Source organism: Photorhabdus namnaonensis (genome assembly GCF_001684335.1).
Classification (GTDB): Bacteria; Pseudomonadota; Gammaproteobacteria; order Enterobacterales; family Enterobacteriaceae; genus Photorhabdus; species Photorhabdus namnaonensis.
Genome location: NZ_LOIC01000078.1, coordinates 13,833 through 39,631, shown reverse-complemented (window position 1 = coordinate 39,631; position 25,799 = coordinate 13,833). Strand labels below are relative to the sequence as shown.

27 protein-coding genes and 1 tRNA gene are annotated in these 25,799 nt (G+C 42.6%); 16 read left to right on the top strand and 12 right to left on the bottom strand.

Annotated elements, in window-relative coordinates:
* The 3 genes from Phpb_RS15635 to lysA form a co-directional block, all read right to left on the bottom strand.
* On the bottom strand, positions 1 to 853 hold an 853-nt coding region (locus Phpb_RS15635), incomplete at its 3' end, for a DUF3396 domain-containing protein (RefSeq protein WP_240492572.1).
* 14 nt (positions 854 to 867) lie between these two features.
* On the bottom strand, positions 868 to 2,295 hold the full coding sequence (locus Phpb_RS15630; protein WP_240492571.1) for a VRR-NUC domain-containing protein: 1,428 nt from the start codon (positions 2,293 to 2,295) through the stop codon (positions 868 to 870).
* 337 nt (positions 2,296 to 2,632) lie between these two features.
* Positions 2,633 to 3,925 (bottom strand): diaminopimelate decarboxylase, encoded by a 1,293-nt coding sequence (gene lysA / locus Phpb_RS15625; RefSeq protein ID WP_065391148.1) that lies wholly within the window; start codon positions 3,923 to 3,925, stop codon positions 2,633 to 2,635.
* A gap of 124 nt (positions 3,926 to 4,049) precedes the next feature.
* On the opposite strand from lysA, the gene Phpb_RS15620 reads away from it, so the two are divergent.
* The gene (locus Phpb_RS15620; RefSeq protein ID WP_065391147.1) at positions 4,050 to 4,985 is read left to right on the top strand and encodes a LysR family transcriptional regulator; all 936 of its coding nucleotides are present in this window, start codon (positions 4,050 to 4,052) and stop codon (positions 4,983 to 4,985) included.
* On the opposite strand, the gene Phpb_RS15615 is transcribed toward Phpb_RS15620, so the two are convergent.
* On the bottom strand, positions 4,968 to 5,882 hold the full coding sequence (locus tag Phpb_RS15615) for a LysR family transcriptional regulator (protein ID WP_065391146.1): 915 nt from the start codon (positions 5,880 to 5,882) through the stop codon (positions 4,968 to 4,970). The genes Phpb_RS15620 and Phpb_RS15615 overlap by 18 nt on opposite strands.
* Positions 5,883 to 5,987: 105 nt before the next feature.
* Here Phpb_RS15615 and Phpb_RS15610 point away from each other — a divergent pair, with 105 nt between their 5' ends.
* Positions 5,988 to 6,872: an MBL fold metallo-hydrolase gene (locus Phpb_RS15610; RefSeq protein ID WP_065391145.1), complete on the top strand. Its 885-nt coding sequence runs from the start codon at positions 5,988 to 5,990 to the stop codon at positions 6,870 to 6,872.
* 31 nt (positions 6,873 to 6,903) lie between these two features.
* Positions 6,904 to 7,545 (top strand): DsbA family protein, encoded by a 642-nt coding sequence (locus Phpb_RS15605; RefSeq protein WP_065391144.1) that lies wholly within the window; start codon positions 6,904 to 6,906, stop codon positions 7,543 to 7,545.
* 48 nt (positions 7,546 to 7,593) lie between these two features.
* Here Phpb_RS15605 and Phpb_RS15600 read toward each other — a convergent pair whose 3' ends face one another.
* Entirely contained in the window at positions 7,594 to 8,268 is a 675-nt protein-coding gene (locus Phpb_RS15600; protein ID WP_082302605.1) for a prepilin peptidase, read from the bottom strand.
* 296 nt (positions 8,269 to 8,564) lie between these two features.
* Here Phpb_RS15600 and rsmE point away from each other — a divergent pair, with 296 nt between their 5' ends.
* From rsmE to ruvX, 4 genes are all read left to right on the top strand, one after another.
* The gene (gene rsmE, locus Phpb_RS15595) at positions 8,565 to 9,296 is read left to right on the top strand and encodes a 16S rRNA (uracil(1498)-N(3))-methyltransferase (RefSeq protein ID WP_065391143.1); all 732 of its coding nucleotides are present in this window, start codon (positions 8,565 to 8,567) and stop codon (positions 9,294 to 9,296) included.
* Positions 9,297 to 9,305: 9 nt separating this feature from the next.
* Positions 9,306 to 10,256: a glutathione synthase gene (gene gshB / locus Phpb_RS15590; RefSeq protein WP_065391142.1), complete on the top strand. Its 951-nt coding sequence runs from the start codon at positions 9,306 to 9,308 to the stop codon at positions 10,254 to 10,256.
* 108 nt (positions 10,257 to 10,364) lie between these two features.
* Positions 10,365 to 10,928 (top strand): YqgE/AlgH family protein, encoded by a 564-nt coding sequence (locus Phpb_RS15585; protein WP_065391141.1) that lies wholly within the window; start codon positions 10,365 to 10,367, stop codon positions 10,926 to 10,928.
* On the top strand, positions 10,929 to 11,348 hold the full coding sequence (gene ruvX / locus Phpb_RS15580) for a Holliday junction resolvase RuvX (protein WP_065391140.1): 420 nt from the start codon (positions 10,929 to 10,931) through the stop codon (positions 11,346 to 11,348).
* 136 nt (positions 11,349 to 11,484) lie between these two features.
* Here the strand turns inward: ruvX and Phpb_RS15575 are convergent, their stop codons facing one another.
* Positions 11,485 to 12,573, bottom strand: a complete 1,089-nt coding sequence (locus Phpb_RS15575; RefSeq protein WP_065391139.1) for a type IV pilus twitching motility protein PilT — start codon at positions 12,571 to 12,573, stop codon at positions 11,485 to 11,487.
* 21 nt (positions 12,574 to 12,594) lie between these two features.
* Between Phpb_RS15575 and Phpb_RS15570 the strand changes: the two genes are divergently transcribed.
* The 5 genes from Phpb_RS15570 to hemW are packed head-to-tail and all read left to right on the top strand — an operon-like array spanning position 12,595 to position 16,448.
* Complete coding sequence (locus Phpb_RS15570) at positions 12,595 to 13,290, top strand: YggS family pyridoxal phosphate-dependent enzyme (protein WP_065391138.1); 696 nt, start codon at positions 12,595 to 12,597, stop codon at positions 13,288 to 13,290.
* Between the two features lie 26 nt (positions 13,291 to 13,316).
* Entirely contained in the window at positions 13,317 to 14,138 is an 822-nt protein-coding gene (gene proC, locus Phpb_RS15565) for a pyrroline-5-carboxylate reductase (RefSeq protein WP_065391137.1), read from the top strand.
* An 18-nt stretch (positions 14,139 to 14,156) separates the two neighbouring features.
* Positions 14,157 to 14,705, top strand: a complete 549-nt coding sequence (locus Phpb_RS15560) for a YggT family protein (protein WP_065391136.1) — start codon at positions 14,157 to 14,159, stop codon at positions 14,703 to 14,705.
* A gap of 26 nt (positions 14,706 to 14,731) precedes the next feature.
* A complete protein-coding gene (locus Phpb_RS15555; protein WP_065391135.1) occupies positions 14,732 to 15,325 on the top strand; it encodes an XTP/dITP diphosphatase in 594 nt (197 codons plus the stop codon).
* Positions 15,318 to 16,448 (top strand): radical SAM family heme chaperone HemW, encoded by a 1,131-nt coding sequence (hemW, locus tag Phpb_RS15550; RefSeq protein ID WP_065391134.1) that lies wholly within the window; start codon positions 15,318 to 15,320, stop codon positions 16,446 to 16,448. The genes Phpb_RS15555 and hemW overlap by 8 nt, the downstream gene beginning before the upstream one ends.
* Before the next feature lie 1,069 nt (positions 16,449 to 17,517).
* On the opposite strand, the gene Phpb_RS15545 is transcribed toward hemW, so the two are convergent.
* The 5 genes from Phpb_RS15545 to trmB all read right to left on the bottom strand — a co-directional run bounded on the left by Phpb_RS15545 (position 17,518) and on the right by trmB (position 21,428).
* Positions 17,518 to 18,483 carry a siderophore ABC transporter substrate-binding protein gene (locus Phpb_RS15545; RefSeq protein ID WP_065391133.1) on the bottom strand — a complete coding sequence of 322 codons (966 nt, stop codon included), beginning with the start codon at positions 18,481 to 18,483 and terminating at the stop codon, positions 17,518 to 17,520.
* Between the two features lie 117 nt (positions 18,484 to 18,600).
* Positions 18,601 to 19,323, bottom strand: a complete 723-nt coding sequence (locus Phpb_RS15540) for a YggN family protein (protein ID WP_065391132.1) — start codon at positions 19,321 to 19,323, stop codon at positions 18,601 to 18,603.
* 47 nt (positions 19,324 to 19,370) lie between these two features.
* Positions 19,371 to 20,297, bottom strand: coding sequence for a glutaminase B (glsB, locus tag Phpb_RS15535; protein ID WP_065391131.1), 927 nt, complete (start codon positions 20,295 to 20,297; stop codon positions 19,371 to 19,373).
* A gap of 85 nt (positions 20,298 to 20,382) precedes the next feature.
* On the bottom strand, positions 20,383 to 20,709 hold the full coding sequence (locus Phpb_RS15530; protein ID WP_065391130.1) for a YggL family protein: 327 nt from the start codon (positions 20,707 to 20,709) through the stop codon (positions 20,383 to 20,385).
* Positions 20,709 to 21,428, bottom strand: a complete 720-nt coding sequence (trmB, locus tag Phpb_RS15525; RefSeq protein WP_065391129.1) for a tRNA (guanosine(46)-N7)-methyltransferase TrmB — start codon at positions 21,426 to 21,428, stop codon at positions 20,709 to 20,711. The genes Phpb_RS15530 and trmB overlap by 1 nt, the downstream gene beginning before the upstream one ends.
* Before the next feature lie 241 nt (positions 21,429 to 21,669).
* Here trmB and mutY point away from each other — a divergent pair, with 241 nt between their 5' ends.
* From mutY to Phpb_RS15500, 4 genes are all read left to right on the top strand, one after another.
* Entirely contained in the window at positions 21,670 to 22,710 is a 1,041-nt protein-coding gene (gene mutY, locus Phpb_RS15515; RefSeq protein WP_065391127.1) for an A/G-specific adenine glycosylase, read from the top strand.
* Between the two features lie 29 nt (positions 22,711 to 22,739).
* On the top strand, positions 22,740 to 23,012 hold the full coding sequence (locus tag Phpb_RS15510) for an oxidative damage protection protein (protein WP_036776906.1): 273 nt from the start codon (positions 22,740 to 22,742) through the stop codon (positions 23,010 to 23,012).
* Between the two features lie 63 nt (positions 23,013 to 23,075).
* A complete protein-coding gene (mltC, locus tag Phpb_RS15505; RefSeq protein ID WP_065391126.1) occupies positions 23,076 to 24,149 on the top strand; it encodes a membrane-bound lytic murein transglycosylase MltC in 1,074 nt (357 codons plus the stop codon).
* Positions 24,150 to 24,309: 160 nt separating this feature from the next.
* Positions 24,310 to 24,385: transfer RNA gene (locus Phpb_RS15500), tRNA-Phe, on the top strand.
* 383 nt (positions 24,386 to 24,768) lie between these two features.
* Here the strand turns inward: Phpb_RS15500 and Phpb_RS15495 are convergent.
* On the bottom strand, positions 24,769 to 25,770 hold the full coding sequence (locus Phpb_RS15495) for a tyrosine-type recombinase/integrase (protein WP_065391125.1): 1,002 nt from the start codon (positions 25,768 to 25,770) through the stop codon (positions 24,769 to 24,771).
* Positions 25,771 to 25,799: the final 29 nt, after the last annotated feature.

Genomic DNA, 25,799 nt, shown 5'->3' with positions numbered 1-25,799 from the left:
GTATCAACTGGTTAATGGCAAAATAACTCTCCGGGACACTGCCCGGCAGTGGCGTTAAGTCCGGGTATTCACCGGCACGGATTATCAGGCCATCACGGTAAGAACTAATCACCACATCCCGGTAGGGGCGCAGCACCTGACGTATCCAGTATTCCCCACCCAGTCGGTTTACAAAGCGTTTGGACAGCAGGGTGATCCAGTTAATGCCCCGGATAGAGTGTCCATACTGTAATTTAGCTGTGTGCACTGCGGAGTTCACTTGTAGGGAAGGGTAACGTTGCGCCAGTTGATACTCTAAAGGAAAGTAATCATGGTAATCTCTGGGGATGACCAGGCTGTAGCCACAATCCCCACTGTCCGGTTCGAGTTGTTCACATAGAAACTCCAGCCAGGCCATAAAACGAGCCATGCCCTCTTGTTCTTTTAGGTAATCCCAAGGAAATGTCAGGCTTAGGTAAGAGCTACTATCGTCACCATCAGCTTCATCGGAATCAAGGTAACGCATCAGATAGCGAGGGGCTTCATAGAGATTTTTGGCATCACTGACTACCCAACTAGAGGGCTGGTTTTTTTTCCGATTAAGAATGCCTTCTTCAACTTTGGCAATATTTTCTGGGGAATATTTTTTTAATCCCTCCAGCGAATGACGATGAAAACGCAGGTAGGTACCAAATTCTTCGCGAAAGCGCCGGTAGCAGGCCAGAATGCGCTGTTTTTTCTCCGAGGTGTAGCCTTGTTTAAAAAACAGGGTGATAGAAATCCCAAGACGAGAAACGGTCAGCCCATCGCCATTGAGGAAGGTAAACGCGGTCAGTTGTGATTTCAACTGGGCAAAGTAGTCTGAAGTTTCCATATTTTCTCCGTTAATTATGAGGCGGCGGCGAATGTCACACTCGCCAATATTGCCAGAACAGCAGCTAACGCGGCGGCGCTGACTGCGGCGGCGGCAGCTAAAATTTCCACCAGTGCAATCAGCGCGGCAGTGACGGCAAGGGTGACAAGGATAACAGCAGAAACGCCGGCAATAATCACAACGACTTCCAACATGCCTTCTCCCACCTCTTTTAATATTTGCATCCAGCTAATGTTTTTGAGCTCTTCCAGGGTGATATCTGAACCCTGTTGCACCGTCTGCCACCGGGCTTTTATCTCACTCTCCGTCCAGGTCACGATTTTCCCCGTTTGTTCATTAACCCAAGAAAAAGCGTAACTGACCTGATGGCTTATCGGGTCGATAATTTCTTCACACACCCACTTGCCGGCTTGATTGAGCCATGAACCAAACTGGGCAAGGAGTTCGCGGGTACTGTTACGGATATAATCCAATCCCTGCTCTGTTAGGCTAGCCACTTCCTGCCCAAGGATAACCCAGTCTTCATAGCTGGGTAAAAACGACCAGTGGGAAGTACTGAGAAGCGGTGGATTTTTTGTCAGGGGCTGCGGAATGGTCCCCGGCACACCTTCTGCGGGAGGGATGGGTAAATCTTCGTCATCAGGAGGTGAACCCGGTGGTAAAGGGGCTAGTGGTATGGGATTTTTATAGTGTTGGGAACCGGGTTGATAATGTTTTCGCCACGCTTCATCATACTGTTTTTGCTCTTCTGTACGGTTATCGATGATACGCATCACACCAAAGCGGTCTTCGGTCGCAATCTGGATATAATCTATTTCTTGATCGTCAGAGAGATCATCTCCCGGAAATTTCACCTCAATTAGCATTTTCAGATTATCCGGGTGCACAGAATCATCGAAGTAGGTGGCATTTCTGCCCGGCCAGCGAAGAGCCTCATCTTTAACCAGAATAATATCGGGGCGCCGAATACGTTTAACCCCAAATTTCTCTGCGTCTTCAGCAGAAGGCCGGGCAAACGGATTACTGGATTGCGGTAAATTATCGCCATAACGCTGCTTAGAGTCTTGGCTGGTCGCCAGCATGGGTAAGGGGACATCTTGCTCTCCTCGGATAGCAAACACCACTTCCGCTTTATAGGGCCACAGGAAGTCATGTTTGAGTTCCTCAACCTTAATCAACCCACTCATAATGACCTGATTAAGAAAGCGAATAGCCCCCAGTTTGGTGATAATCATTGCCGGCAGACGCAGGGCATATTCGGCTTTTCTCGCCAGATAACAGGGATCTTCATCGGCGGGAAAGACCCCTATTTCCATCGTACAGGTGATTGATGTGACAGCCGGGCACATTTTGCCGCTATTGGATATTGCCATACTTACTTCTCCATAAATCCCATAATACTCTACCAGCGTGTTACCACCGGCACGGTTGCAGATTTTCATCAGCCTCATTCTGTCCGGTCAAGGTTCTGCCCATCGTGTCGGTTCTACCTGAGATGGCCTTACTACTAACCAGTTAAAATCTGATTAATAATGCAACAAATTTAATTTAAAAATATATAGGAATATTCCGAAAGTTATAAAAATAAGTGTGTTTTATCGCCTATATTTAACAATTTAAATTCATTTTTTAACATTTATGATACAAATAAATTCGCAATCAACAGTGGTGTCGGTTTTATATATCAAATGCTTTTTAAGGAAACGCTGTCGGACTGACAGGATTAAGGGATAGGTTTATCAACAGACTGGACGATACCTCAAAGTATCGCCCCATATTTCACAGTACAGACACAAAAGATACCTCTTCCAGCGTTAACAACTCTTCAATCGTTTGACGGCGGCGAATTAATTGAGGCTTACCATTAACAAACAACACTTCCGGGATCAGCGGACGACTATTGTAATTGGAAGACATTGACGCACCATAAGCACCAGTATCATGAAAAACCAGATAGTCACCAACCCGAACCGGCGGCAACGCTCTTGGCGCAATGCCTCCACCCTCAATCTGTGTAAAGATATCACCGGATTCACATAACGGACCCGCCACTAATGTTTCCTGCAATGAAAATTGCTCAACCTTACGACCATCAGCAGGCAAAACCGAAATATGGTGATAGCTGCCGTACATTACCGGGCGCATTAAGTCATTAAATCCCGCATCCACCAGCACATAATTACGGTTCCCCATCTGCTTAACCGCCCGAACTTCTGTCATCAGAACGCCAGATTCCGCTACCAAAAAACGCCCCGGCTCAATTTCCAGCTCAACTTTATGACCTAAATGCTGCTCAATCCTTTTACGCGCATCATCCCACAACCCGAAATAATGAGCGATATCGATTCGTTCATCACCCTGATGATAAGGGGTCGATAAACCGCCGCCGGCTGAAATCGCCTGAATATCTTCACCACAGAGAATAACCTGTTCAACCATCGCATTGCATACACTGGCAAGATGATGGTAATCAACACCAGATCCAATATGCATATGTAAACCAAGCAATTTCAATCCATAGTGGCGTATTTTCTCAATCGCTCGTGGAAGATCCTGATACCAAATACCATGTTTGCTGTTTTCCCCTCCCGTGTTGGTCTTCTGGCTATGACCATGACCAAATCCAGGATTGATCCGCAGCCATACCGGATGCCCTTGTTTACATTGACCAATCTGTTCCAACATATCGATAGAACCCGCATTAACCGGAATATCCAATTGGGTTACTTGTTGCAACGTCGGCACATCGATTAAATCAGCAGTAAAAACGATGTCTGACACTTCTTGTCCTGGGCAAAATCCGGCCCACAAAGCACGCTCAATTTCCCCTAGCGAAACAGCGTCAACTTTCACACCATACTCACGCATCAAGCGCAAAATATGCGTATTAGAACAAGCTTTCTGAGCAAACCTGATCACATCAAACTGACATAATAATTTGATTTTTTGGATAATTGTTTCACTATCGTAAACCCATAATGGAGTACCGTACGTTTCTGGCAGACGACTCAAATTCTCCGGTATCAGATTAGGACAACTATCGCAGGTAAAATTGCGGGTAAAAGTACTCATCAGGTTTTTTCTCACAAAGTCAGCAGATAACCCATTATTGACAGCAAAAAACAGGAATAAAAATATCCATTTCGTTATAGTCTATTCATCTGTGATATAGAATTATCATTCGAAGGAACAATTTATGTCCTCTTGTTCATGGCGCCATATTGAAATCTTCCATGCGGTAATGACGACCAAAAACCTGACAGAAGCGGCTATTTTATTACAAACATCACAACCAACCGTCAGTCGTGAATTAGCACGATTTGAGCATCTGATAAAATTCAAATTATTTGACCGAGTAAAAGGCCGCCTGCATCCGACAGCACAAGGATTACGCCTTTTTGAAGAAGTTCAGCGCTCTTATTACGGACTCGAAAGAATAATGAACGCGGCTGACAATATACGTAAATTTCAACATGCCCAGCTTTCCATCGCCTGCTTGCCGGTATTTTCTCAATCACTGTTACCGAAAGTTTGCCATCACTTCACCTGTCAATATCCTGATACTAATTTAACCATCATTCCACAGGAATCACCGCTACTGGAAGAGTGGCTCTCAGCTCAACGCCATGATCTGGGTTTGACAGAACATTTGCAGACACCACCGGGTACACGGAGAGAGACATTGATCACACTGAATGAAATTTGCGTACTGCCCGCCGAACATCCTCTCAGCCATAAACCGTTATTGACTCCCGAAGATTTCAGCGAGCAAAATTTTATCAGCCTTTCAATAACGGATAGCTACCGGCAGCTTATTGATGGCATATTCGCAGAACACCATATTCGCCGCCGCATGATTATGGAAACTCACAGCGCCGCGTCAGTGTGCGCAATGGTGCGAGAAGGCATTGGCGTTTCTATTGTCAACCCACTGACCGTACTCGATTATTTGGACAGCCACGGCAGATATGAAATATGCGCTCGCCCATTCAGTATCGATATTCCTTTTACTGTCAGCCTGATAAAACCCCTTCATCGCCCTTCTTCCGCCCCAGTCGATACTTTTATTGAACACCTAAAAGCACAAATTGCCCTGTTTCCTCAAAAACTAAAATCAGCTTTTCAGCATTAGCGCTTGCCAGTATGGGGAAAAAGCAAACCATTGAACCAGAAAATCCAGTAATGCTCTCAACGTTGCTGGCATATTTTGACGACTGGCATAAATACCATAAATTCCCATCGCCTGAGGTCGATATTCTGGCAACAACTGAATCAATTTTCCTGACGCCAAATGCGAAGCAACAGAATAATAGGGTTGCATGGCGATTCCCGCCCCTTGCAACGTTGCCTCCATTAATACAACCGATTCATTAGCACTTAAAGTACCGCTAACAGGAACAGAATACTTTTCCCCTCGGCGTTCAAATAACCAAAGACTTTTACCAAAGAAGTTATAAGTCATACAGTTATGCAAAGCTAAATCAGCAGGCTTTTGCGGAAGCATTTTTCCTGCCAGATAAGAAGGGGCGGCACAAACTACAGAATGGCATGTTGATAACGGCCTGGCGATCAAATTCGGCTCCAGATTATTCGTGATGCGTAACGCTAAATCTATCCGCTCCTCGACCAAATTTATTGCCTTATTACTCATTTGCATATCAATAGCTATCTGAGGATAAATCTGCATAAACTCAGGAATCGCCACAGACAATGCGCTCACCGCCAGAGATTGAGAACTGCTTATCCGCAAAAGACCACTCAGTTCCTGTGCTTCTACTGGTTGATGAACTGGTATCTCTTCCGCCAATTGCAATAATTTACGACTACGCTGATAGGCGATCTCTCCTGCCGATGTCAGGCTGATCTTTCTCGTTGTACGATGTAACAGACGTACTCCCGCCCATTTTTCCATTTCAGCCAGATAGCGAGATACCATTGCCCGCGACATATCTAACCGTTCCGATGCGGCAATCATGCTACCTTGTTCTACAATTATAGTGAACACTTGCGCAGCAGTGACTCTATCCATCAATTAGCTCGATTTATGCAACAAATAATTGCCAATTATGCGGTTTTTTCATCGAAAAACGCAACTTATTATGAACCTCATTGACACAACATCAGGAATTCAATCATGACTCGCAAAACAACACTAAATATTGCGCTGGCAGGTATCCTTTCCTTGGGTACTATTTCTCTGGCACAAGCCACTAACCTAAAACTGGATGTTTTCAATCCAGGTGAAAGAAGCGTATTTCCCGTCTCTTCTGAGCTCATCATCGGTGATAGAGAAGTTGTACTGATCGATGCTCAGTTCCAAAAAAATGACGCTGAAGCACTGGCCAGAAGAATTAAGTATACCGGCAGAAAACTGACAACTATCTATATCAGTCAGTCTGATCCTGATTTCTATTTTGGCCTTGATGTACTGACCAAAGCGTTCCCTAACGCAAAAGTCATTGCATCACCAGAAACCATTAAAGAAATCAAAAAGACCAAAGATGGCAAACTGGCTTATTGGGGAGGTGTTCTGAAAGAACAAGCCCCCAAAAAAGTTATCGTGCCGCAACCGTTGGAAGGTAACACTTTTACGGTTGACGGTGAGAAGTTAATCGTCGAAGGTCTTGATGGCCCCGCGGCTGACCGTACTTTTGTTTGGATACCAAAATTAAAAGCGGTAGTAGGCGGTGTCACCGTTTCAAGCAACATCCATGTCTGGATAGCAGATACACAGACTAAAGAGTCGCGTAAAAACTGGATGCAAACATTAGATCGTATAAAAGAGCTGAAACCGACTATTGTGGTTCCGGGACATTTCATTGGTAACACGCCAATGACGTTGGAATCCGTTCACTTCACGCAAAAGTATCTGACTATTTTTGAGAAAGAGCTGGCAAAAGCGAAAGATTCAAAAGCGCTAATAGCCGCAATGGAAAAGCACTATCCAAAACTTGCGGACAAATCCAGTCTCGAATTAAGTGCTAAGGTGCTGAAAGGCGAAATGAAGTGGCCCCAATAAGTAAATTAACTCTTTTTCAGGAATAAGTAATATGCCCGGAATGATTCTGCATTATATCTATGATCCACTATGTGGCTGGTGTTATGGCGTTTCCTCTCTGATACAAGCAGCGAAAGAGGTCGCAAATGTGAAAATTGAATTGCATGGCGGCGGAATGCTGACAGGTGATAACAGACGCCAAATAGACAGCACATGGCGTGATTATATCCTTAGTCAGGATAAACGGATCGCAAGCCTGACCGGGCAAATTTTCAGTGAGCAATATATTGCTCTGCTAAACGATAAATCACTGATTATGGATTCATTACCCCCAATATCAGCCATCCTCGCAGCAGAAAAGCTGGCTGGTAAAGGTGTCGAAATGTTACTGGCAGTACAAAAAGCGCATTATGTTCGTGGATTAAAAATCAGTGAAACTGAAACATTATTGAATTTGGCAAATGAATTGCAGCTTGATTCAGAACTGTTCCAGCAAGAGCTGACATTGAATAATGAATCAGAAAGTCTCCAACACATTCGGAAAAGCCGTGAACTATTAGCAGCCGTTGGCGGCTCAGGCTTCCCTACGTTTATTTTAGAAAATAACAGAAACGAGCTATCTATTATTTCTCTTGATAAATATTTGGGACAACCCAAACGTTGGCAAGATGCTCTGATTCACTATCAATTTTAATACCACAGTTTTAATACCATAATTTAATTACTGGCGCCCATACCTTATTCAGCTATTGGGCGCCATCCATGATAACCCATCAACTCCCTGTAAATTCAGATAGATCATGATAATCGCGGAAATGGCTATACAGGGGCCAAAAGCAACGGACTCCTGATAATTTCCTCGTATTCTCCACATCCATAAGCCCCCAATAACACCAAACAGTGAGGATAAGAACATTAATAAAGGAGTTGCGCCAACACCCAACCAGGCACTCACCGCCGCCATTAACTTAAAATCACCATATCCTAACCCCTCTTTATGGCAGATTATTTTAAATAACCAATAGAGCGACCATAAAATCAAATAACCCGCAATAGCACCGACTACAGCGTGTTCAATAGGCACAAAAATTTGATTTAAATTCAATAATAATCCTAACCATAAAAGGGAATAATTTATTATGTCTGGTAATAATTTAATTTTTATATCAATAAAAGAAATTATAATTAGCATCCAAACAAATATCAAAACCGAATATAAATTGAAATTCAATGGAAAACAAATCATAAAAAAAGCAGTTATAAATAGTGTTACTAATTCAACCTGAAAATAACCAAAATCTATTTTTTCATATCCATAAATAATTTTAGGAAATACCGATATCATTTTATTCAAAATTATCCCTGCCACTACCCCGACAAAAATAGCCAAGATAATGATTTTAATGTTAAAATCCATTTAATAAAATACCTCCAACATTATTCCATTATGAATATTTCAATTAAATAAAAAAAACAAATATCAATTATGGTTTCGACATAAAAATATAGTAATAAACAACGACCTTTTAAAACAACAAAATAAATATAAAATAGTCAAATTAAATATAAATATGCGAGCAGACTCGCAACATTTATTCAGAGATAACAATCCGTATCGAGATAGCTTGATAATTGGATTAAGCCTCCCTTATCATACCCTCCATTATTTATTACCTTATGTATAGCTATACCCCGCAGGAAGGAAAGAAAAACATGCGTATACCCCGCATCTATCACCCGGAATTACTCTCATCGAATACTGAAATTTATCTGAGTGATGAGGCGGCTAACCATGTCGGGCGGGTTCTCAGAATGAACAATGGTCAACCGTTACAACTGTTTGATGGCAGCAATCAGATCTTCAACGCTCAGATCACCGAAGCTAGCAAAAAATCCGTCAAAGTACATATTAGCAATAGCGAACTTGCCGATAATGAATCGCCACTTAATCTTCATCTAGGGCAAGTCATATCCCGTGGCGAGAAAATGGAATTCACCATTCAAAAATCTGTAGAGTTAGGGGTCAATGTTATTACGCCTTTAATTTCTGAACGCTGTGGCGTAAAGCTGGATGGAGAACGGCTGGCTAAAAAACTGCAACAGTGGCAGAAGATTGCTATCGCCGCCTGTGAGCAATGCTGTCGCAACCGCATACCTGAAATTCGCCCAGTGATGCAACTCGAACACTGGTGTGCGGAAGATGATGGCAGTTTAAAATTGAATCTACATCCACGAGCCAGCCAAAGTATCAATACCCTGCCTTTGCCCGTAGAAAAAGTACGTTTACTGATCGGCCCAGAAGGTGGATTATCGATAGATGAAATTGCTATGACAGCTAATTACCAATTTACTGATATCCTATTAGGACCACGAGTGCTGAGAACAGAAACGACAGCGCTCACCGCAATTACCGCATTACAAGTGCGTTTCGGCGATTTGGGTTAAGGAAAAAGAATGATCAAACTCGGCATAGTGATGGACCCCATTTCATCCATCAACATCAAGAAAGACACCAGTTTTGCCATGCTATTGGAAGCGCAACGCCGCGGCTGGGAGCTCCATTATATGGAGATGAGTGATCTCTATCTGCACCAAGGGGAAGCCCGCGCACATACCCGCTTATTGCAGGTAGAAAACAGCCCACAGCAATGGCATCAGTTCGATAGAGAACAAGATCTGGCACTGGAAACATTGGATGTCATCCTGATGCGTAAAGATCCACCATTTGATACTGAATACATTTACGCCACTTATATTTTGGAACGTGCGGAAGAGAAAGGCACTCTCATTGTCAATAAACCACAAAGCCTGCGCGATTGTAACGAAAAACTATTCACAGCTTGGTTCCCTGATTTAACACCAGATACATTAGTGACTCGCAATGCCGTTCAGTTGCGAGAATTCCACCAGAAACATGGTGATGTCATCTTTAAACCACTAGATGGTATGGGCGGCGCATCGATATTCCGCCTGAAAAAAGATGATCCAAACGTTGGGGTTATCATTGAAACCCTGACAGAACATGGCACTCGCTTTTGCATGGCGCAAAATTTCTTACCGGCCATCAAAGAAGGCGATAAGCGGGTATTAATTGTCGATGGCGAACCCGTTCCTTATTGTCTGGCTCGTATCCCTGCCCAAGGTGAAACCCGTGGTAATCTTGCTGCGGGCGGCCGTGGTGAGGCTCGTCCGCTGTCAGAAAGTGACTGGGCTATCGCCAGAGCCGTCGCTCCGACTTTACAAGAAAAAGGGCTAATTTTTGTTGGCCTGGACATTATTGGTGACAAACTGACCGAAATTAATGTCACCAGTCCGACCTGTGCACGCGAGATAGAAGCCGCTTTCCCTGATATTTCAATCATCGGCATGTTAATGAATGCGATTGAAGAACGGTTAGAGAAATAAAAAATTCTTTTTGCGAATTTGCCTGTCAGGGTTTGTCATTTATACTTTTAGCCCACATACTGTGGGCTAAATAATCCTTACATAGCAAGGTTAATTACTAGAAATAAAATGAATCTACAGCACCATTTTCTTATCGCCATGCCCTCATTATCTGATCCCTATTTCAAACGCTCAGTTGTTTACATTTGTGAACACAATGAAAATGGGGCTATGGGACTGGTGATAAATAAACCTATTGAGCAAATCTCCGTTCGGAAAGTTTTACAAAAGCTGAAAATATCACCAGAAGATCGGGATGAAAGCATCAGTCTAAACAAACCTGTCATGACTGGCGGTCCACTGGCTGAAGATCATGGTTTTATATTGCACACACCAAAACCAGGTTTCAGTTCAAGTATCAAAATTTCCGATGACACAATGATCACCACATCCAAAGATGTCCTTGAAACCTTGGGTACTCCACGCCAACCAAAACAGATATTGGTCACGTTGGGGTATGCTAGTTGGGAAAAAGGTCAACTTGAAAAAGAAATAATGGAGAATAGTTGGCTAACAACAAACGCTGATCCACATATTATTTTCAACTCACCCATTGCGGACCGCTGGCGTGAAGCCGCATCTTTGCTCGGTATCAATATCTATAATATTGCGCCACAGGCAGGGCATGCATAGATGAATAACCGTACAATAATGGCTTTTGATTTTGGCACCCGCAGCATCGGCGCAGCCATCGGGCAAGAAATCACAGGTACCGCCAGAGCATTGACCTCGTTTAAAGCCACAGAGGGTATCCCCAATTGGCAACAAATCGAAAAATTACTTAAAGAGTGGCAACCCGATCTGGTTATCGTTGGTCTTCCCCTTAATATGGATGGCACTGAGCAATTAGTCACAGCGCAAGCACGTAAATTTGCAAACCGGCTGCATGGCCGGTTTGGCGTGCAAGTTCAACTCCAAGATGAACGCCTGACAACTGTTGAAGCCCGTGCTCATCTGTTTGACCGAGGTGGTTATAAAGCCTTAAGTAAAGGAAAAGTAGATGCTACTTCCGCTGTTATTATTCTGGAAAGCTGGTTTGAACAGCACTATTAATAGCGCAATAGCTAACAGTAGCAGCGATCAATTAACAGCAATCGTATAACCACGATTCGCGATTAACTGATATACCCGTTATCTTTCAAGTTGCCTCTTTGTTGGCTGCACTCACTCACCCCAGTCACATAGTTATCTATGTTCCCCGGGATTCGCTCCTTTGCCGTCGCGATGCATCTTGAAATCCATAGGGTATAGCATTTTCTTTAATCTTCCTCTCCGTTTGCCCTGCCAGTAATCCCTGCAATTTACGCTGCTGCCAGCCTTGCTCGTAGGTTTGCATCCCACTGGCAGCGCCCGTCTGCATAAGCGTTGTTATTTGATGATTTTTTCCTTCTCGTATCAAATGGCTCACAGCCTGATTAACTACCAATATTTCATATATAGCGACTCGCCCTCCTCCCTGAGCAGAAACTAATTGCTGGGCTATCACCGCTTTCAAACTGCCTGCTAGCTGACTACGTACCCACCCTTTTTCTTCGGCAGAGAAAATATCTACCAATCGGTCAATTGCCTGTACAGCACCTCTGGTATGCAAAGTCGACAATACCAAATGCCCAGTCTCTGCCGCAGTTAACGCCAAGCGTATTGTCTCCTTATCCCGCAACTCCCCCAACAACAATACATCAGGATCTTGCCGGAGCGCCCCTTTTAGCGCTGCCTGATAACTGGGCGAATCCAATCCAATTTGTCGCTGTTGTATCAGACAATTGCGGCTGTGGTGGATAAATTCAACGGGATCTTCCAACGTAATAATGTGCTGACAACTGTGGCTGTTCAGCATATCCACAATCGCGGTTAACGTTGTCGACTTCCCGCTGCCTGTAGCGCCGGTTACCAGAATCAACCCACTCTCTTCCCTCAAAGCCATTTCACGGATAATTTCAGGTGCTTTTAGCTGTTCCAGAGTTGAACACTGAGCGTGAATTAAACGCAAAACGGCTGACAACCCGGAGTGTTGACGAAAGATGTTGCCTCTCAATCGTTGGCCATTTTCTGTCTCCAACGCGAAATCCACATGCCCACCAGTTAATAGTTGTTGTCGCTGATTTTCTGATAAAAATTGTCTACTCCACTCTTCCAACAATAGATTATTTACAGATGGCAGTTGAGTTTGCGGGCAAAGCACTCCATTTATACGTAATACGGGAACTTGTCCAACACAAAGATGCAGATCTGAAGCATTATGCTTTACACTAAGAGCTACTAGCTTATCCATATTCATTTTTTAATCTCCTGAGTCACCATGAACAATATTGAACAAAATTTACAAGATGTCAGGACCCACATAGCCATTGCCGCACAAAAATGCGAACGCGCTCCAGAAGAAATTACCTTGCTTGCAGTCAGTAAAACCAAACCTGTGGAAGATATCGAAAAAGCAATCGCTGCCGGGCAACACCATTTTGGTGAAAATTATGTGCAGGAAGGTGTAGAAAAAATTGCTTATTTTGCCAATCATAATGATTTGATATGGCACTTTATCGGTCCATTGCAGTCTAATAAAAGCCGCTTGGTGGCAGAAAATTTTAACTGGTGCCATACCATTGACCGCTTAAAAATAGCACAACGCCTGAACGAACAACGCCCAGAGGGAATGGAACCGCTGAATATTCTTATTCAAATAAATATCAGTGATGAACAGAGCAAATCAGGTATTCAACTTGATGCACTACCTACTCTGGCTGCCGAAGTGAACAAACTACCAAACGTAAGGCTCCGGGGTTTAATGGCAATCCCAGCACCGGAACCTGACCATAAACGTCAATTGGTGGTTTTCAGGAGAATGGAGCAAGCCTTCCTTAACCTGAAAACTAAATATTCTCAAATAGATACCCTCTCAATGGGGATGACTGATGATATGGCTGCCGCTATTAATTGTGGTTCCACATTAGTACGAATTGGAACAGCAATTTTCGGTGCGCGTCAGTATCACAATTAACCATTTCAACACTACGAGGTATTTAAATGGAAAAACGTAAAATTACCTTTATTGGGGCAGGTAATATGGCTCACGCCATCATCGCCGGATTAATAAAAGGAGGGTACCCTGCTGAGCTGATTAATGTCTGCGCACCAAGTAATACTCGCCGTGATGCACTAGCAAAAGAGTATGGCGTTAACAGCGGCAGTGATAATATTCGCTACGCACAGGAAGCCGACGTTGTTGTTCTGGCGGTAAAACCGCAAGTGATAGCAGATGTTTGTCAGCCTCTGCAAGAAAAGGTAGATTTCAGTAACAAACTGGTTCTATCTATCGCCTCGGGTATTTCCGTTGCACGCTTTGATGCTTTATTACAAGACAAACTCAATATTGTCCGTATCATGCCAAACACGCCGGCATTAATTGGTCAGGGATTAAGTGGATTATTCGCATCTGAACAAATCAGCCAATCTGACCGTGATTTCACTCAAGCATTAATGAACAGTGTCGGTAAAACCTACTGGGTAAAAGATGAAAACGGCATCAATGACATTATCGCCGTAGCAAGCAGTGCGCCCGCTTATTTCTTCTTATTCATGGAGTCAATGCAACAGGAAGCAGAACGTTTAGGTTTTGATAGCCAAACAGCTCGTGAAATTGTTTTGCAAACGGCAATAGGTTCTGCGGCACTGGCTGCATCAAATGTAAATCTCCCTTTTGCAACCCTGCGTGAACAGGTAACATCTAAAGGTGGTACTACTGCGGAAGCATTACGTATTTTTTATGAAGGCAAATTGCCAGAAATCGTATCCAACGCTATGCAGGCGGCTATTCGCCGGGCACAGGAAATGGAAAAACAATTTTAATTTTATCAAGGCTGCTAAATGCAATTTTTAACCTTTCTTCTGTTCACAGTTCTAGATTTATACATCGCTGTTTTATTACTTCGTGTATGGATGCAATGGGCTCGTTGTGATTTTTATAACCCATTTGCCCAATTTATTGTAAAAATAACTCAACCTATCATTCGGCCATTACGTCGAATTATCCCGGCTATTGGCTCGCTCGATACCGCCTCCATTGTTGTCGCTTACATTCTGGTATTGTTTAAACTAATCATGCAACTTTGGTTCAGTACCGGTACTGTCGCCTTCCTTACACTTTTCATCCCTATCGGGTTAATCGAACTGCTGACAGCCGCAGGTAAACTGGTATTTTGGTTAGTGCTGGCACGTGCTCTACTTAGCTGGATAAGCCAGGGACGCAATCCGATTGACTATGTTCTGATGCAACTGACAGAGCCACTGATGGCACCTATCCGCCGTATTATCCCAACAATGGGTGGCCTTGATTTTTCAGCAATGATCGTCATTTTGATCCTCTACGCACTGAACTATCTTCGTGCTGATGTTCTTTCATGGCTGATACAGTAAATAAGAATTAAATTGGATTCAAAATAATGCAAAAAGTTGTTCTGGCAACCGGCAACCCCGGAAAAGTTCGTGAACTGGCACAATTACTGGCTGATTTCGGGCTGGATATTGTTGCTCAAACTGAATTAGGCGTAGATTCAGCCGAAGAGACCGGGTTGACATTTATTGAAAATGCCCTTCTTAAAGCTCGTCATGCCGCGCAAATTACCGGCTTACCGGCGATTGCGGATGACTCTGGTCTATCCGTAGACATTCTTGGCGGTGCTCCAGGTATCTATTCAGCCCGCTATGCAGGTGAAAACAGCACCAATCAGCAAAATCTAGAAAAACTGCTAGATTCGATGAAAGATGTTCCTGATGATCAACGTCAAGCTCAGTTTAACTGCGTGCTGGTTTATATGCGCCATGCCGAAGATCCAACGCCGCTGGTATTTCATGGCCGCTGGCCGGGAGTTATCGCACGTCAACCTGCCGGTAATGGGGGGTTTGGTTATGATCCCATCTTCTACATACCGGAATTAGGCTGTACTGCCGCTGAATTAACAGGTGATCAAAAAAATGCCGTTTCGCACCGTGGTCAAGCACTAAAGATGATGTTGGATACACTCAGTAATGCTTAAGCTCCCACCACTAAGTCTTTATATCCATATTCCGTGGTGTGTACAAAAGTGTCCTTACTGTGATTTCAACTCTCATGCATTGAAAGGTGATGTTCCGCATCAGGAGTATGTTGACCATTTATTAGCAGATCTGAAAACGGATCTGCCAATGGTCAACGGACGGGAAATTACCACTATCTTTATTGGTGGTGGAACCCCTAGCCTGCTTAGCTCACAGGCAATGCAACAATTGCTGGATGGTGTCCGTGCTCTCCTACCGGTATCGCCACAAGCTGAAATTACTATGGAAGCCAATCCGGGTACTGTGGAAGCCGACCGCTTTAGTGGTTATCAGCAAGCGGGTATTAACCGAATATCCATTGGCGTGCAGAGTTTCAGCCCGGATAAACTGGCACGCCTCGGCCGTATTCACGGGCCGGATGAAGCCAAACGGGCAGCACATTTAGCCGCTAGTCTGGGGCTACGCAGTTTTAATCTGGATTTGATGCATGGTTTGCCGAACCAAAGCCTTGACGAGGCACTGGATGATTTACGTCAGGCAATCGCGTTATCACCACCGCATCTTTCATGGTATCAGTTGACTATTGAACCTAATACCAGCTTTGGCTCTCGCCCTCCTGTTCTGCCCGACGATGACGCTTTATGGGATATCTTTTCACAAGGTCACCAATTGCTGACAGCAGCAGGTTATCAGCAATATGAAACTTCTGCTTATGCCAAACCAGGCTATCAATGCCAACATAATCTCAACTACTGGCGCTTTGGAGATTACCTTGGTATTGGCTGTGGCGCTCATGGAAAAATCACATTTGAAGATGACCGTATTCTGCGCACAGTGAAAACCAAACATCCCCGTGGATATATGCAAGGACGCTATCTGGATAAACAGCATCAAGTAGAAAATGAAGATCGACCATTTGAATTTTTTATGAACCGATTCCGTTTACTGGAAATGATGCCAAAACAAGATTTCAGTGATTTTACCGGGTTATCTGAGGACTCAATCCGTACTCAAATAGGGAAAGCCTTAGCCGCAGGTTATCTTTCTGAAACAGCAACACACTGGCAAATCACGCAAAAAGGTAAACTGTTCCTAAATTCATTATTGGAATTATTTCTCTAGTACAGAAATTGCCTTTGGAAAATTCAGCTCCGTAAAGATTATCTTTGCATAAAATTGATACCGCCATTGGTTTCGTTTCTATTCATAACACATTTTCCCCACTGAACTTCGGTGGGGATTCCATTAGACGGTGGCTACTGATTGCCCCATGTTGGATTTCTGTTCCTTTCGGAGGAGTGATTACACTCCAAAACTTAAATAATATCTAAGTGACAAATTAACCAAGGCATTAATATTGAAATAACAATCCACAATTTAATTTTCAATGATAAAAACTTAATATATGGAAAAATAAATCAATAAATAAAATACAAAAGAAATAATATAAAAAACTATTAATCCACCCACCCTAAAAATATATTTATCCATGTAGATAATAGTTAACATCGACCATCAATCAGAGTATTAATTAAAATTTAATAAAACCATATTCTACACAAGATTAATTTTTTAATATATGTGAATTACGATATAATTATTTCAGAAATAGCATTGGCTGGTCCTGCTATAGCCACATTAGTACTTGACTCTGTAAATGCAGTTGATATTTGCCTATAAAACCTTTATCTGCAATCTGATCCAATTATTAATGAACTTATTATTTATCATAAATCCCTTTCAATATAAATACCACTATTCATATTATAAACTAGAATAAATCAGACGCTTAAATATAAAACAAATAATGTTTTCACCTTGAAAGTTCAATATAAAAACCATCATTAATATCTACAAATAATTTTTCTATTTAATTATATATGGCAGAAATACATTTATCATTCCTTAATAGAGAAATTAGTTTTTACACCATCTATTATAACAGATTAAAGTTATATTTTATGAATAAATAAGACATTGTTTCGAATAGAAAATAGTTGTCTATCTTTTTAATTATTAATGCTGGATAATAAGCCAACTACTCATAGAATAATGCTCCCATCGGACAGGGTTTAGACCAAAAACCTGACAGTCACCAGCATAAAATAACCGATAACTGTCAGACCAAATCTAAAACAATCCATTGTGAAACTTCAATCACTATTCAAATTCAAAACGACACATAACCTGATTAAAGGGCATCAACTACAGCATTAACTTGTGCAGTTAAGCTTTCCAAACCACCACCCGATAAATACCACAAATCAGATTTCAGGTAAGTGATTTTTCCATTCTTATATGCCGAGGTAGATTTTATTTTATCATCTTCAAATTTCGCTTTGTCCAACTTACCTGCACCAATTGCTTCACTACGGTCAATAATGAGAATCACATCAGGATTGGCTTTAGCAATCATATCAGGAGTCACTACAACAAATTTGTTTTTCTCTTCACCAGCAGGAATAGATAATTCTGCTTTCTGCGCCTTAACCACGTCATACACCACACTCTGGTCATTCAGCACTAATTTACCTGCGTTATGCAGTAATACTAAAACTTTTGCATCAGCAGATTTAGCTTTGTCCTGAGCTTTAACAATGGTTTTTTCCAGCTCAGCAAGCTGATCTTTCACTTCACTCTGTTTATTAAACAATTCACCTAATAACGTTATGTTACTTTCAACTGAAGCCAAATAATTTTTGCTATCAGTTCCCAGATTAATTGTCGGTGCTATTTTTGACAGCTTTTCATAGGAAGAAGTTTGACGCCCGCTAATAACGATCAAATCAGGTTTAATTTGCGCCAATTTTTCCAGATTTGGCTCTTTCATACCCCCCGCATTTTCTACCCCTTTAGGTAAGCTATTACGGAGATATTCAGGCGTATTACCAGTAGGTAATGCAACAACCCTATCTGATAAACCTAATTTAACTAATGAATCATAAATACCGAAATCAAATGAAACGACTTTCTGAGGATTTTTTTTGACTTCAGTTTCACCGGAAAGGTGCTTAACTGTGATCTTATCATTAGTCTGAGCTGTAACTACATTTGGGGTAACTATATTTGGTGTAACTACAGAAGATTCCTGACTAAATGCGGAATGGCTTGCAACAGCAAATAACGATACCAGAACGACAGGGATTATCTTTTTCATATATCGCACTCCAAGAAAGGATATTTAGTAAACATTTGCATTCTAGGTAGCGAAAAAAATATGTCAATCTAAATAAGAATCAATTTCAAATTGATTCTTATTTGTGATTATTAGCAATTATTTAATAGAATTCAGTAATTCAATTCTTTGTTGCTCAAGGCCACTGACCTTACCGCAAACCTCTTTGCCAAAACGCTGGAAATCTTCTTCCTGAGCCCGCCATTCAGCTTTCAAATTATTCTGCAATCCACCCAAACTACCAAGCAACGATTGTAATGCCTGATTGTTATCACCATTTAGGCTAAATTGTTTATTGCCAATCTCATTAATACTGTCCTGTAACACCCCACCAAGACTTTGCTCAATTAAGCTACGGCTATCTTTTTCAACCTGCTTAATCGCTTGATGGTGGAATGCCATACCATCAGCGCGAGTTTCAATAATTCGGTTTATTTGCTGATTAAGCCCTGATTCAAGATCAGACAACCGATTACGCACATTGCTATCCTTACCGATAGTATCTACTACTACTTTATCCAAGGATTTACGAGCCGTTATCAGGTGTTTTCCGGTTTCTTGTTTTATCCAAGGCAAATCCTGCCGCAAAGCCTGCTGATAACGTTGTGCTTTCTGACGCTGTTCAGTATTTAAACTTAAGTTCTTACCATCGCGGATTACTGAACCATCCGGTGAAATCTGGAGATTGCCACTTGCTCCCACAACCTGAACTGATTGAGAAGTAATAATAATGTCATTATGTGGATTTACTTGGCATTCATAACCTGCCTGAGCCTGAGCAACAAATAGCAAAGATGCAACAGTGATAATTTTGCGTAACATGTTTTCTCCTAAGAAAATCACCTGAGAATTAAAAAATGGATTGAGAGTTAAAAAACGGATCGCCCAACACGATCAGCTAACAATTCTAGGGCAGCACAACCCGCCAAAGAGTTCCCCGATCGATCTAATTCCGGTGACCAGACAGCAACAGTAAACTCTCCTGGCACGACACATACGATCCCACCACCGACGCCCGATTTTCCTGGCATACCAATCCTGAATGCAAACTCGCCGGAACCATCATACATACCACAAGTCATCATCAGTGCATTAATCTGCCGGGCCTGACGAGGACTAAGGATTTGCTGTTCAGCACCTATCGTACTCCCCTGATTCGCCAAATAAATAAAACACTTAGCAAGCTCAATACAGTTCATTTTCAAAGCGCAATAATGAAAATAAGTTTGCAGTACCGCGAGCACATCATTATCGAAATTACCGAAGGATTTCATCAGATAGGCAATCGCCGCATTGCGGTGAGAATGTTCCATCTCAGAACGGGAAACTTTGCTGTCGTAACAAATATCAGGGCAACCAGCAAGTTTGCGCACCACTTCCAGCATACGCTGTTTAGGCGCACTCAATCGCGACTGTAACATGTCACAGACAACTAATGCACCCGCATTAATAAAAGGGTTACGGGGTTTGCCTTTTTCCAGTTCCAATTGAACTAACGAGTTAAATGGCTGACCTGAGGGTTCCTGCCCGACCCGTTGCCAGATCTCTTGTTCCTGATAACGAGTCATGGCTAGAGTCAGGCTTAATACCTTAGAAATAGATTGAATCGAAAAACGCTTCTCAGCATCTCCAGCATGAAATATCTGCCCATCGATGGTACAGATAGCAATTGCCAGGTTATCAGCAGGAACTTCCGCCAATGCAGGAATATAATTTGCCACTTTCCCTTGGCCAATCAGGGGACGAACTTGTCGCAAAATATCCGACAATAACGTATTAGAGAACGTTGTACTCACAGATTTTACTCCAGACAGGGGCACTCATTAATCACTAAGGCCCCTGTTGTGATTCATGCAAGCTATTTTATAACCGATAGATTAATCAATCCCACCAAACATCAAACAATTCGGAAGTCATGACATCTTCCATACCGCGATCCTTCAACCACTTTTCAACCAATTGGCGATGCTCTTCTGTACACATACCAATTTTTTGCAAACAGATTAAACCTTCCCAATGCAGATAACCGCTGGCATCCAATGCTAAACCATTAGATTCAATCAGCTCATCAATAAATGCATCAACAGTGCTATCGATAACATCTACAGATGTATTAGATGGGAAACTCCACTTAACAGAAAAACCTAATTCCTTAAATTCATCAATATGCATCTTCTTACGCAAACGACGACTGCGGTTTTTAGCCATTACTTAATCCTCTTAAACATTATGTCCCACACGCCATGCCCCAACCGCTGACCGCGCAATTCAAATTTCGTTATCGGACGTGAAGATGGACGCGCTACATAATCACCATTTCCAGACAAATTAAGGTAATTATCTACGCCATTCATCACTTCCAACATATGCTCAGCATATGGCTGCCAGTCAGTCGCCATATGGAATACGCCACCCACTTTCAACTTGCTTCTTATCAATTCAACAAATGGCGGCTGTACAATCCTGCGTTTATTATGACGTGCTTTATGCCACGGATCCGGAAAGAAAAGCTGTACCATTTCCAAACTATTATCCGGGATCATGTTTTCCAGCACTTCAATCGCGTCATGGCACATCACCCGCAAATTACTAATATTTTCACTTTCAGCGGAAGCCAGGCAAGCGCCGACGCCAGGCGCATGAACTTCAATCCCAAGAAAATCTTTTTCTGGATTCTGACTTGCCATTGTGACAAGCGATGCCCCCATGCCAAAGCCAATTTCCAACACCACAGGGGCTTCTCGCCCAAAAAGTGCTGCCAGCTCCAGCTTTTCTGCCTGATACTCAACACCTATTTTTGGCCAGAGATTATCAAGTGCTTGTTGCTGACGATTAGTTAACCGGCCCTGACGACGAACAAAACTCCTAACACGGCGCAATGCCCTGCCATTTTCATCAAATTCCGGCGAAATTACGTTATTTATCATGGTATTTCTGTCAGTTTTAAAGGCATTTATTCAGCCGTTCATGGCTGCTTTACCAGCAAACCACCTAAAGAGAGCGCATTATCCAAAGATGGGCGATTTTAGCAAGTCCGATCGTGACAAGTACAATTTTAATACGAAATTGCGTAGCGCCGCGAAAACAAAGTTCCGGTTTACAGCGAGGTTACACTATGTTGCAATCCTATTCACGAAACACTGATTTTCCCTAAAGATAATTATCCCAATGATGGAAGCAAAGCAATTCTCCACAGTGGTACTGGATTGGTACCATCGTTACGGTCGTAAAACTCTGCCCTGGCAATTGGAAAAGACCTCCTATCACGTCTGGCTTTCAGAAGTGATGTTGCAACAAACTCAGGTTGCGACGGTCATTCCCTATTTTCAGCGCTTTATTTCACGTTTTTCCGATGTGACTTCACTTGCCGCAGCCCCCCTTGATGAAGTCCTACATTTGTGGACCGGCCTTGGTTACTACGCTCGCGCTCGTAATTTACATAAAGCAGCACAACAGGTTGTGGAGTTGCACCAAGGTCAATTCCCGACAACTTTTGAAGATGTTGTCGCCCTACCCGGTGTTGGTCGTTCAACAGCGGGGGCAATCCTTTCACTTTCCCAAGGTAAACATTTCCCAATTCTTGATGGCAACGTTAAACGGGTATTGGCCCGCTGTTATGCCGTGGAAGGCTGGCCAGGTAAAAAAGAGGTTGAAAGCAGCCTCTGGCAAATCAGCACCAATGTAACGCCGGCGCAAGAGGTGGAATATTTTAATCAGGCGATGATGGACTTAGGCGCAATGGTTTGCACTCGCAGCAAGCCGAAATGTGAAATCTGCCCACTAAATCAAGGATGTATCGCTTACGTTAACCATAGCTGGACCAAATACCCAGGTAAAAAACCTAAACAGAGTATTCCTGAGAAAACAGCTTATTTCCTGCTGATGCAGAATAATGATGCTGTCTGGCTGGAACAGCGCCCACCAACGGGGATCTGGGGTGGTTTGTTTGCGTTTCCTCAGTTTGAAAGCATGGATTTGCTAAATGGCTGGTTAGAGCAATCAGGTATTTCTCACAGTAAACATGAACAACTCACCGCATTCCGCCACACATTTAGCCATTTTCATCTAGATATTGTGCCGATAAAAATAAATATTTTATCCTTTACTACCTGCATGGATGAAAATAAAGGACTTTGGTATAACTTACAGCAACCCGCGGCTGTTGGGCTGGCAGCGCCAGTTGAATATCTATTACAGCAACTAAGCTAATCTCATACCCACTATTTTGAGGATTTATTATGAGCAGAACTGTTTTTTGTACTTTCTTACAACGTGAAGCCGAAGGACTGGATTTTCAGCTTTATCCGGGCGAATTGGGTAAACGCATTTTCAATGAAATTTCCAAAGAAGCATGGGGACAATGGATGAGCAAACAAACCATGCTGATCAATGAGAAAAAACTCAACACCATGAATCCGGAAGATCGTAAATTGCTTGAACAGGAAATGGCTAAATTCCTATTCGAAGGTCATGATATTCAAATTGATGGATATACCCCACCAGAAAAATAATATTTAGCTTTCATCAGAGCCAGCGGCTCTGATGTTGTATTCAATACCAGATGGCAATGTAAGATGAAAAAACTGTTAGCATTGTTTGTTATTGCCCCAATTCTTGTTTCCTGTACCAGCAACAAAAATCGTGAATACCGTGAAGAATATATAAAAGATACCAATGGTTTTGATATTTTGATGGGCCAGTTTGCTCATAACATTGAGAACATTTGGGGATTGCATGAAGTATTAATTGCAGGACCAAAAGATTACGTAAAGTATACCGATCAATACCAGACTCGCAGCCATATCAATTTTGAAGCTGGAACGATCACGGTTGAGACAATTTCCTCAATTGACCCTACGACCTATCTACGCAAGGCCATTATCACGACCTTATTAATGGGTGATGATCCAGGTTCCGTTGATCTCTACTCTGATACTAACGATATTCAGATCAGTAAAGAACCCTTTCTTTACGGACAAGTTATGGACAACAACGGCCAACCGATTCGTTGGGAATGGCGAGCGACACACTTTGCAGATTATCTGATTGCCAACAAATTACAAAAACGCCAATCTGGTTTACATGTCATTTGGTCTGTCACTATACAACTGGTCCCAAACCATTTGGACAAACGTGCTCATAAATATCTGCCACTGATTCGTCAAGCGTCCATTAAATATGGCATAGATGAATCCCTAATTTTGGCAATTATGCAAATAGAATCCAGCTTCAATCCCTATGCAGTCAGCCGTTCTGATGCACTTGGATTAATGCAAGTTGTACAACACACTGCTGGCCGTGATGTCTTTAAGATGAAAGGTAAATCGGGACAACCAAGCCGTAGTTATCTATTTGATCCAGAAAATAATATCGATGCCGGCACAGCATATTTATCTATATTACAAAACAGTTATCTGGGTGACATCACTAATGCAACATCTCGCCGTTACGCGGTAATAACAGCTTACAATGGTGGTGCTGGTAGTGTATTACGGGTATTTTCCAGCGATAAGAAAAAAGCGGCTCAAATTATCAATAAAATGGTGCCGGATGATGTTTATGAAACCCTGACAACCAAACATCCATCGGCAGAATCACGTCATTACCTGATGAAAGTCAATACTGCCCAGAAAGGCTATCATCATTAAGACATTAAAATATTAAGAAAATAACGGAGAGTAATTTTTCTACTCTCCGTTATTATTTTGCCTATATTTCTGGCTAATCGAATAATTTCAAAGCATAAATCACTATTTCCAAAGAAATCTATTGACGGGCTCTACCGAATACGGTTTAATGCGCCCCGTTGCCCGGATAGCTCAGTCGGTAGAGCAGAGGATTGAAAATCCTCGTGTCGGTGGTTCGATTCCGCCTCCGGGCACCAATTCAAAGTGCGCTTGTTGGGAGATAAAAACTTAACGGGCGACCAATACAAGAACCCGAATGTATAACTGTAGTTAGTTTAAATTTTCAGTATTTCGATATTGAACTGAACATAAGGGTTACCAAGCTAGGATGCCTAAGGATTTAGGCGTCCATTTTTTGCTGGAATGCAATACTTACAAGTTCTATTGCAGCTGTCAAGCCATCCAAACCAAAATCAATGAATTAATTAACACGATGTTGTATGTTGGTTACTCAACTTTCCTCATTGATCAGAAGAAAGTTAATTATGAGTGATTATATCAGCTCAAAAAAATTCCCTATCTTGCAACAGGGAATTTGTACAGAAAAAACAAGCCCAGGCAACAGCGAAGAGATTTTATTTTATCTGATTAACATTTCTCCTCTCTCTGGCTCAACATCGATATACAGCATTAATTCACGCTCCAACGCACGCCCGGCAATATCCAGATTGATATCAATATATTCCATCGTTGTGGCAATACTGCGATGGCCCAGTAATCCGCGCACCATTTGCAAATTACGATCAGGCGCTTTCATCAGTTCAGTTGCCAGGGTATGCCGGAAACGGTGTGGGCCCACATCAAATCCACACTCCTTTGACAAGCGACGAAAGAATGATTTTATCGTTTGTAACTGATTGGTTTCGTTTCCTCTGTCTGTTTTGGCGGTAAAATAATTCACACAGAACAGGGGATCATTCAGTTTTGCCCCAGCGGCCAGGGCACGCTCCAGCAAAATCTCCAGTCGCGGATACAGCCATTTCACCACCGGCACCTGGTGTTCATAATGGTTCTTACTCCCCTCGGAGCAAAGAATAATCCGGCGCTCATGCAGGTCAATATCCCGGAGTCGGATATGTAATAACTGATTTTGCCGCATCCCGGTATAACGCAATGTATCCAGTACCGTCAGCCAGTACCAGGTCGGATATAATGCACAGCGGGCACGATGGCTATCCCCTGCCTGTCGCTCCCGCTCTTCAAATTGCCCCATCGTGAGATACAAGGCTGTCAGTTGTTTTTTGGTCAATGTTTTCTTTTTATTTTTGTTCGCATTGACCTTGACGCCAATAAATGGATTTTCCTCCTGGAGCAGTATTTTTTCTTCTATCGCCAAATTAAACACCGCCTGCATATGCGCAATCTTACTGTTCCAGGTCACACCTTTCAGTCCGTGCTGATGCAGCACATATCTGCGCCACGCCAGGACCTGTTGTCGGGTCACTTGAGCAGGCCGATTGTCGGCACCTGCAAACACCTGGAATGTATTCACCACCTTGCGATAACTCGACTCAGTAGCCGGTCGCAAGATTTTGGCAAAAAAATATTCATCCAGCAGGTTATCCCAAGTCATACTGTCCATCTCTACTTCCTCACTTCATCAATTTAAAA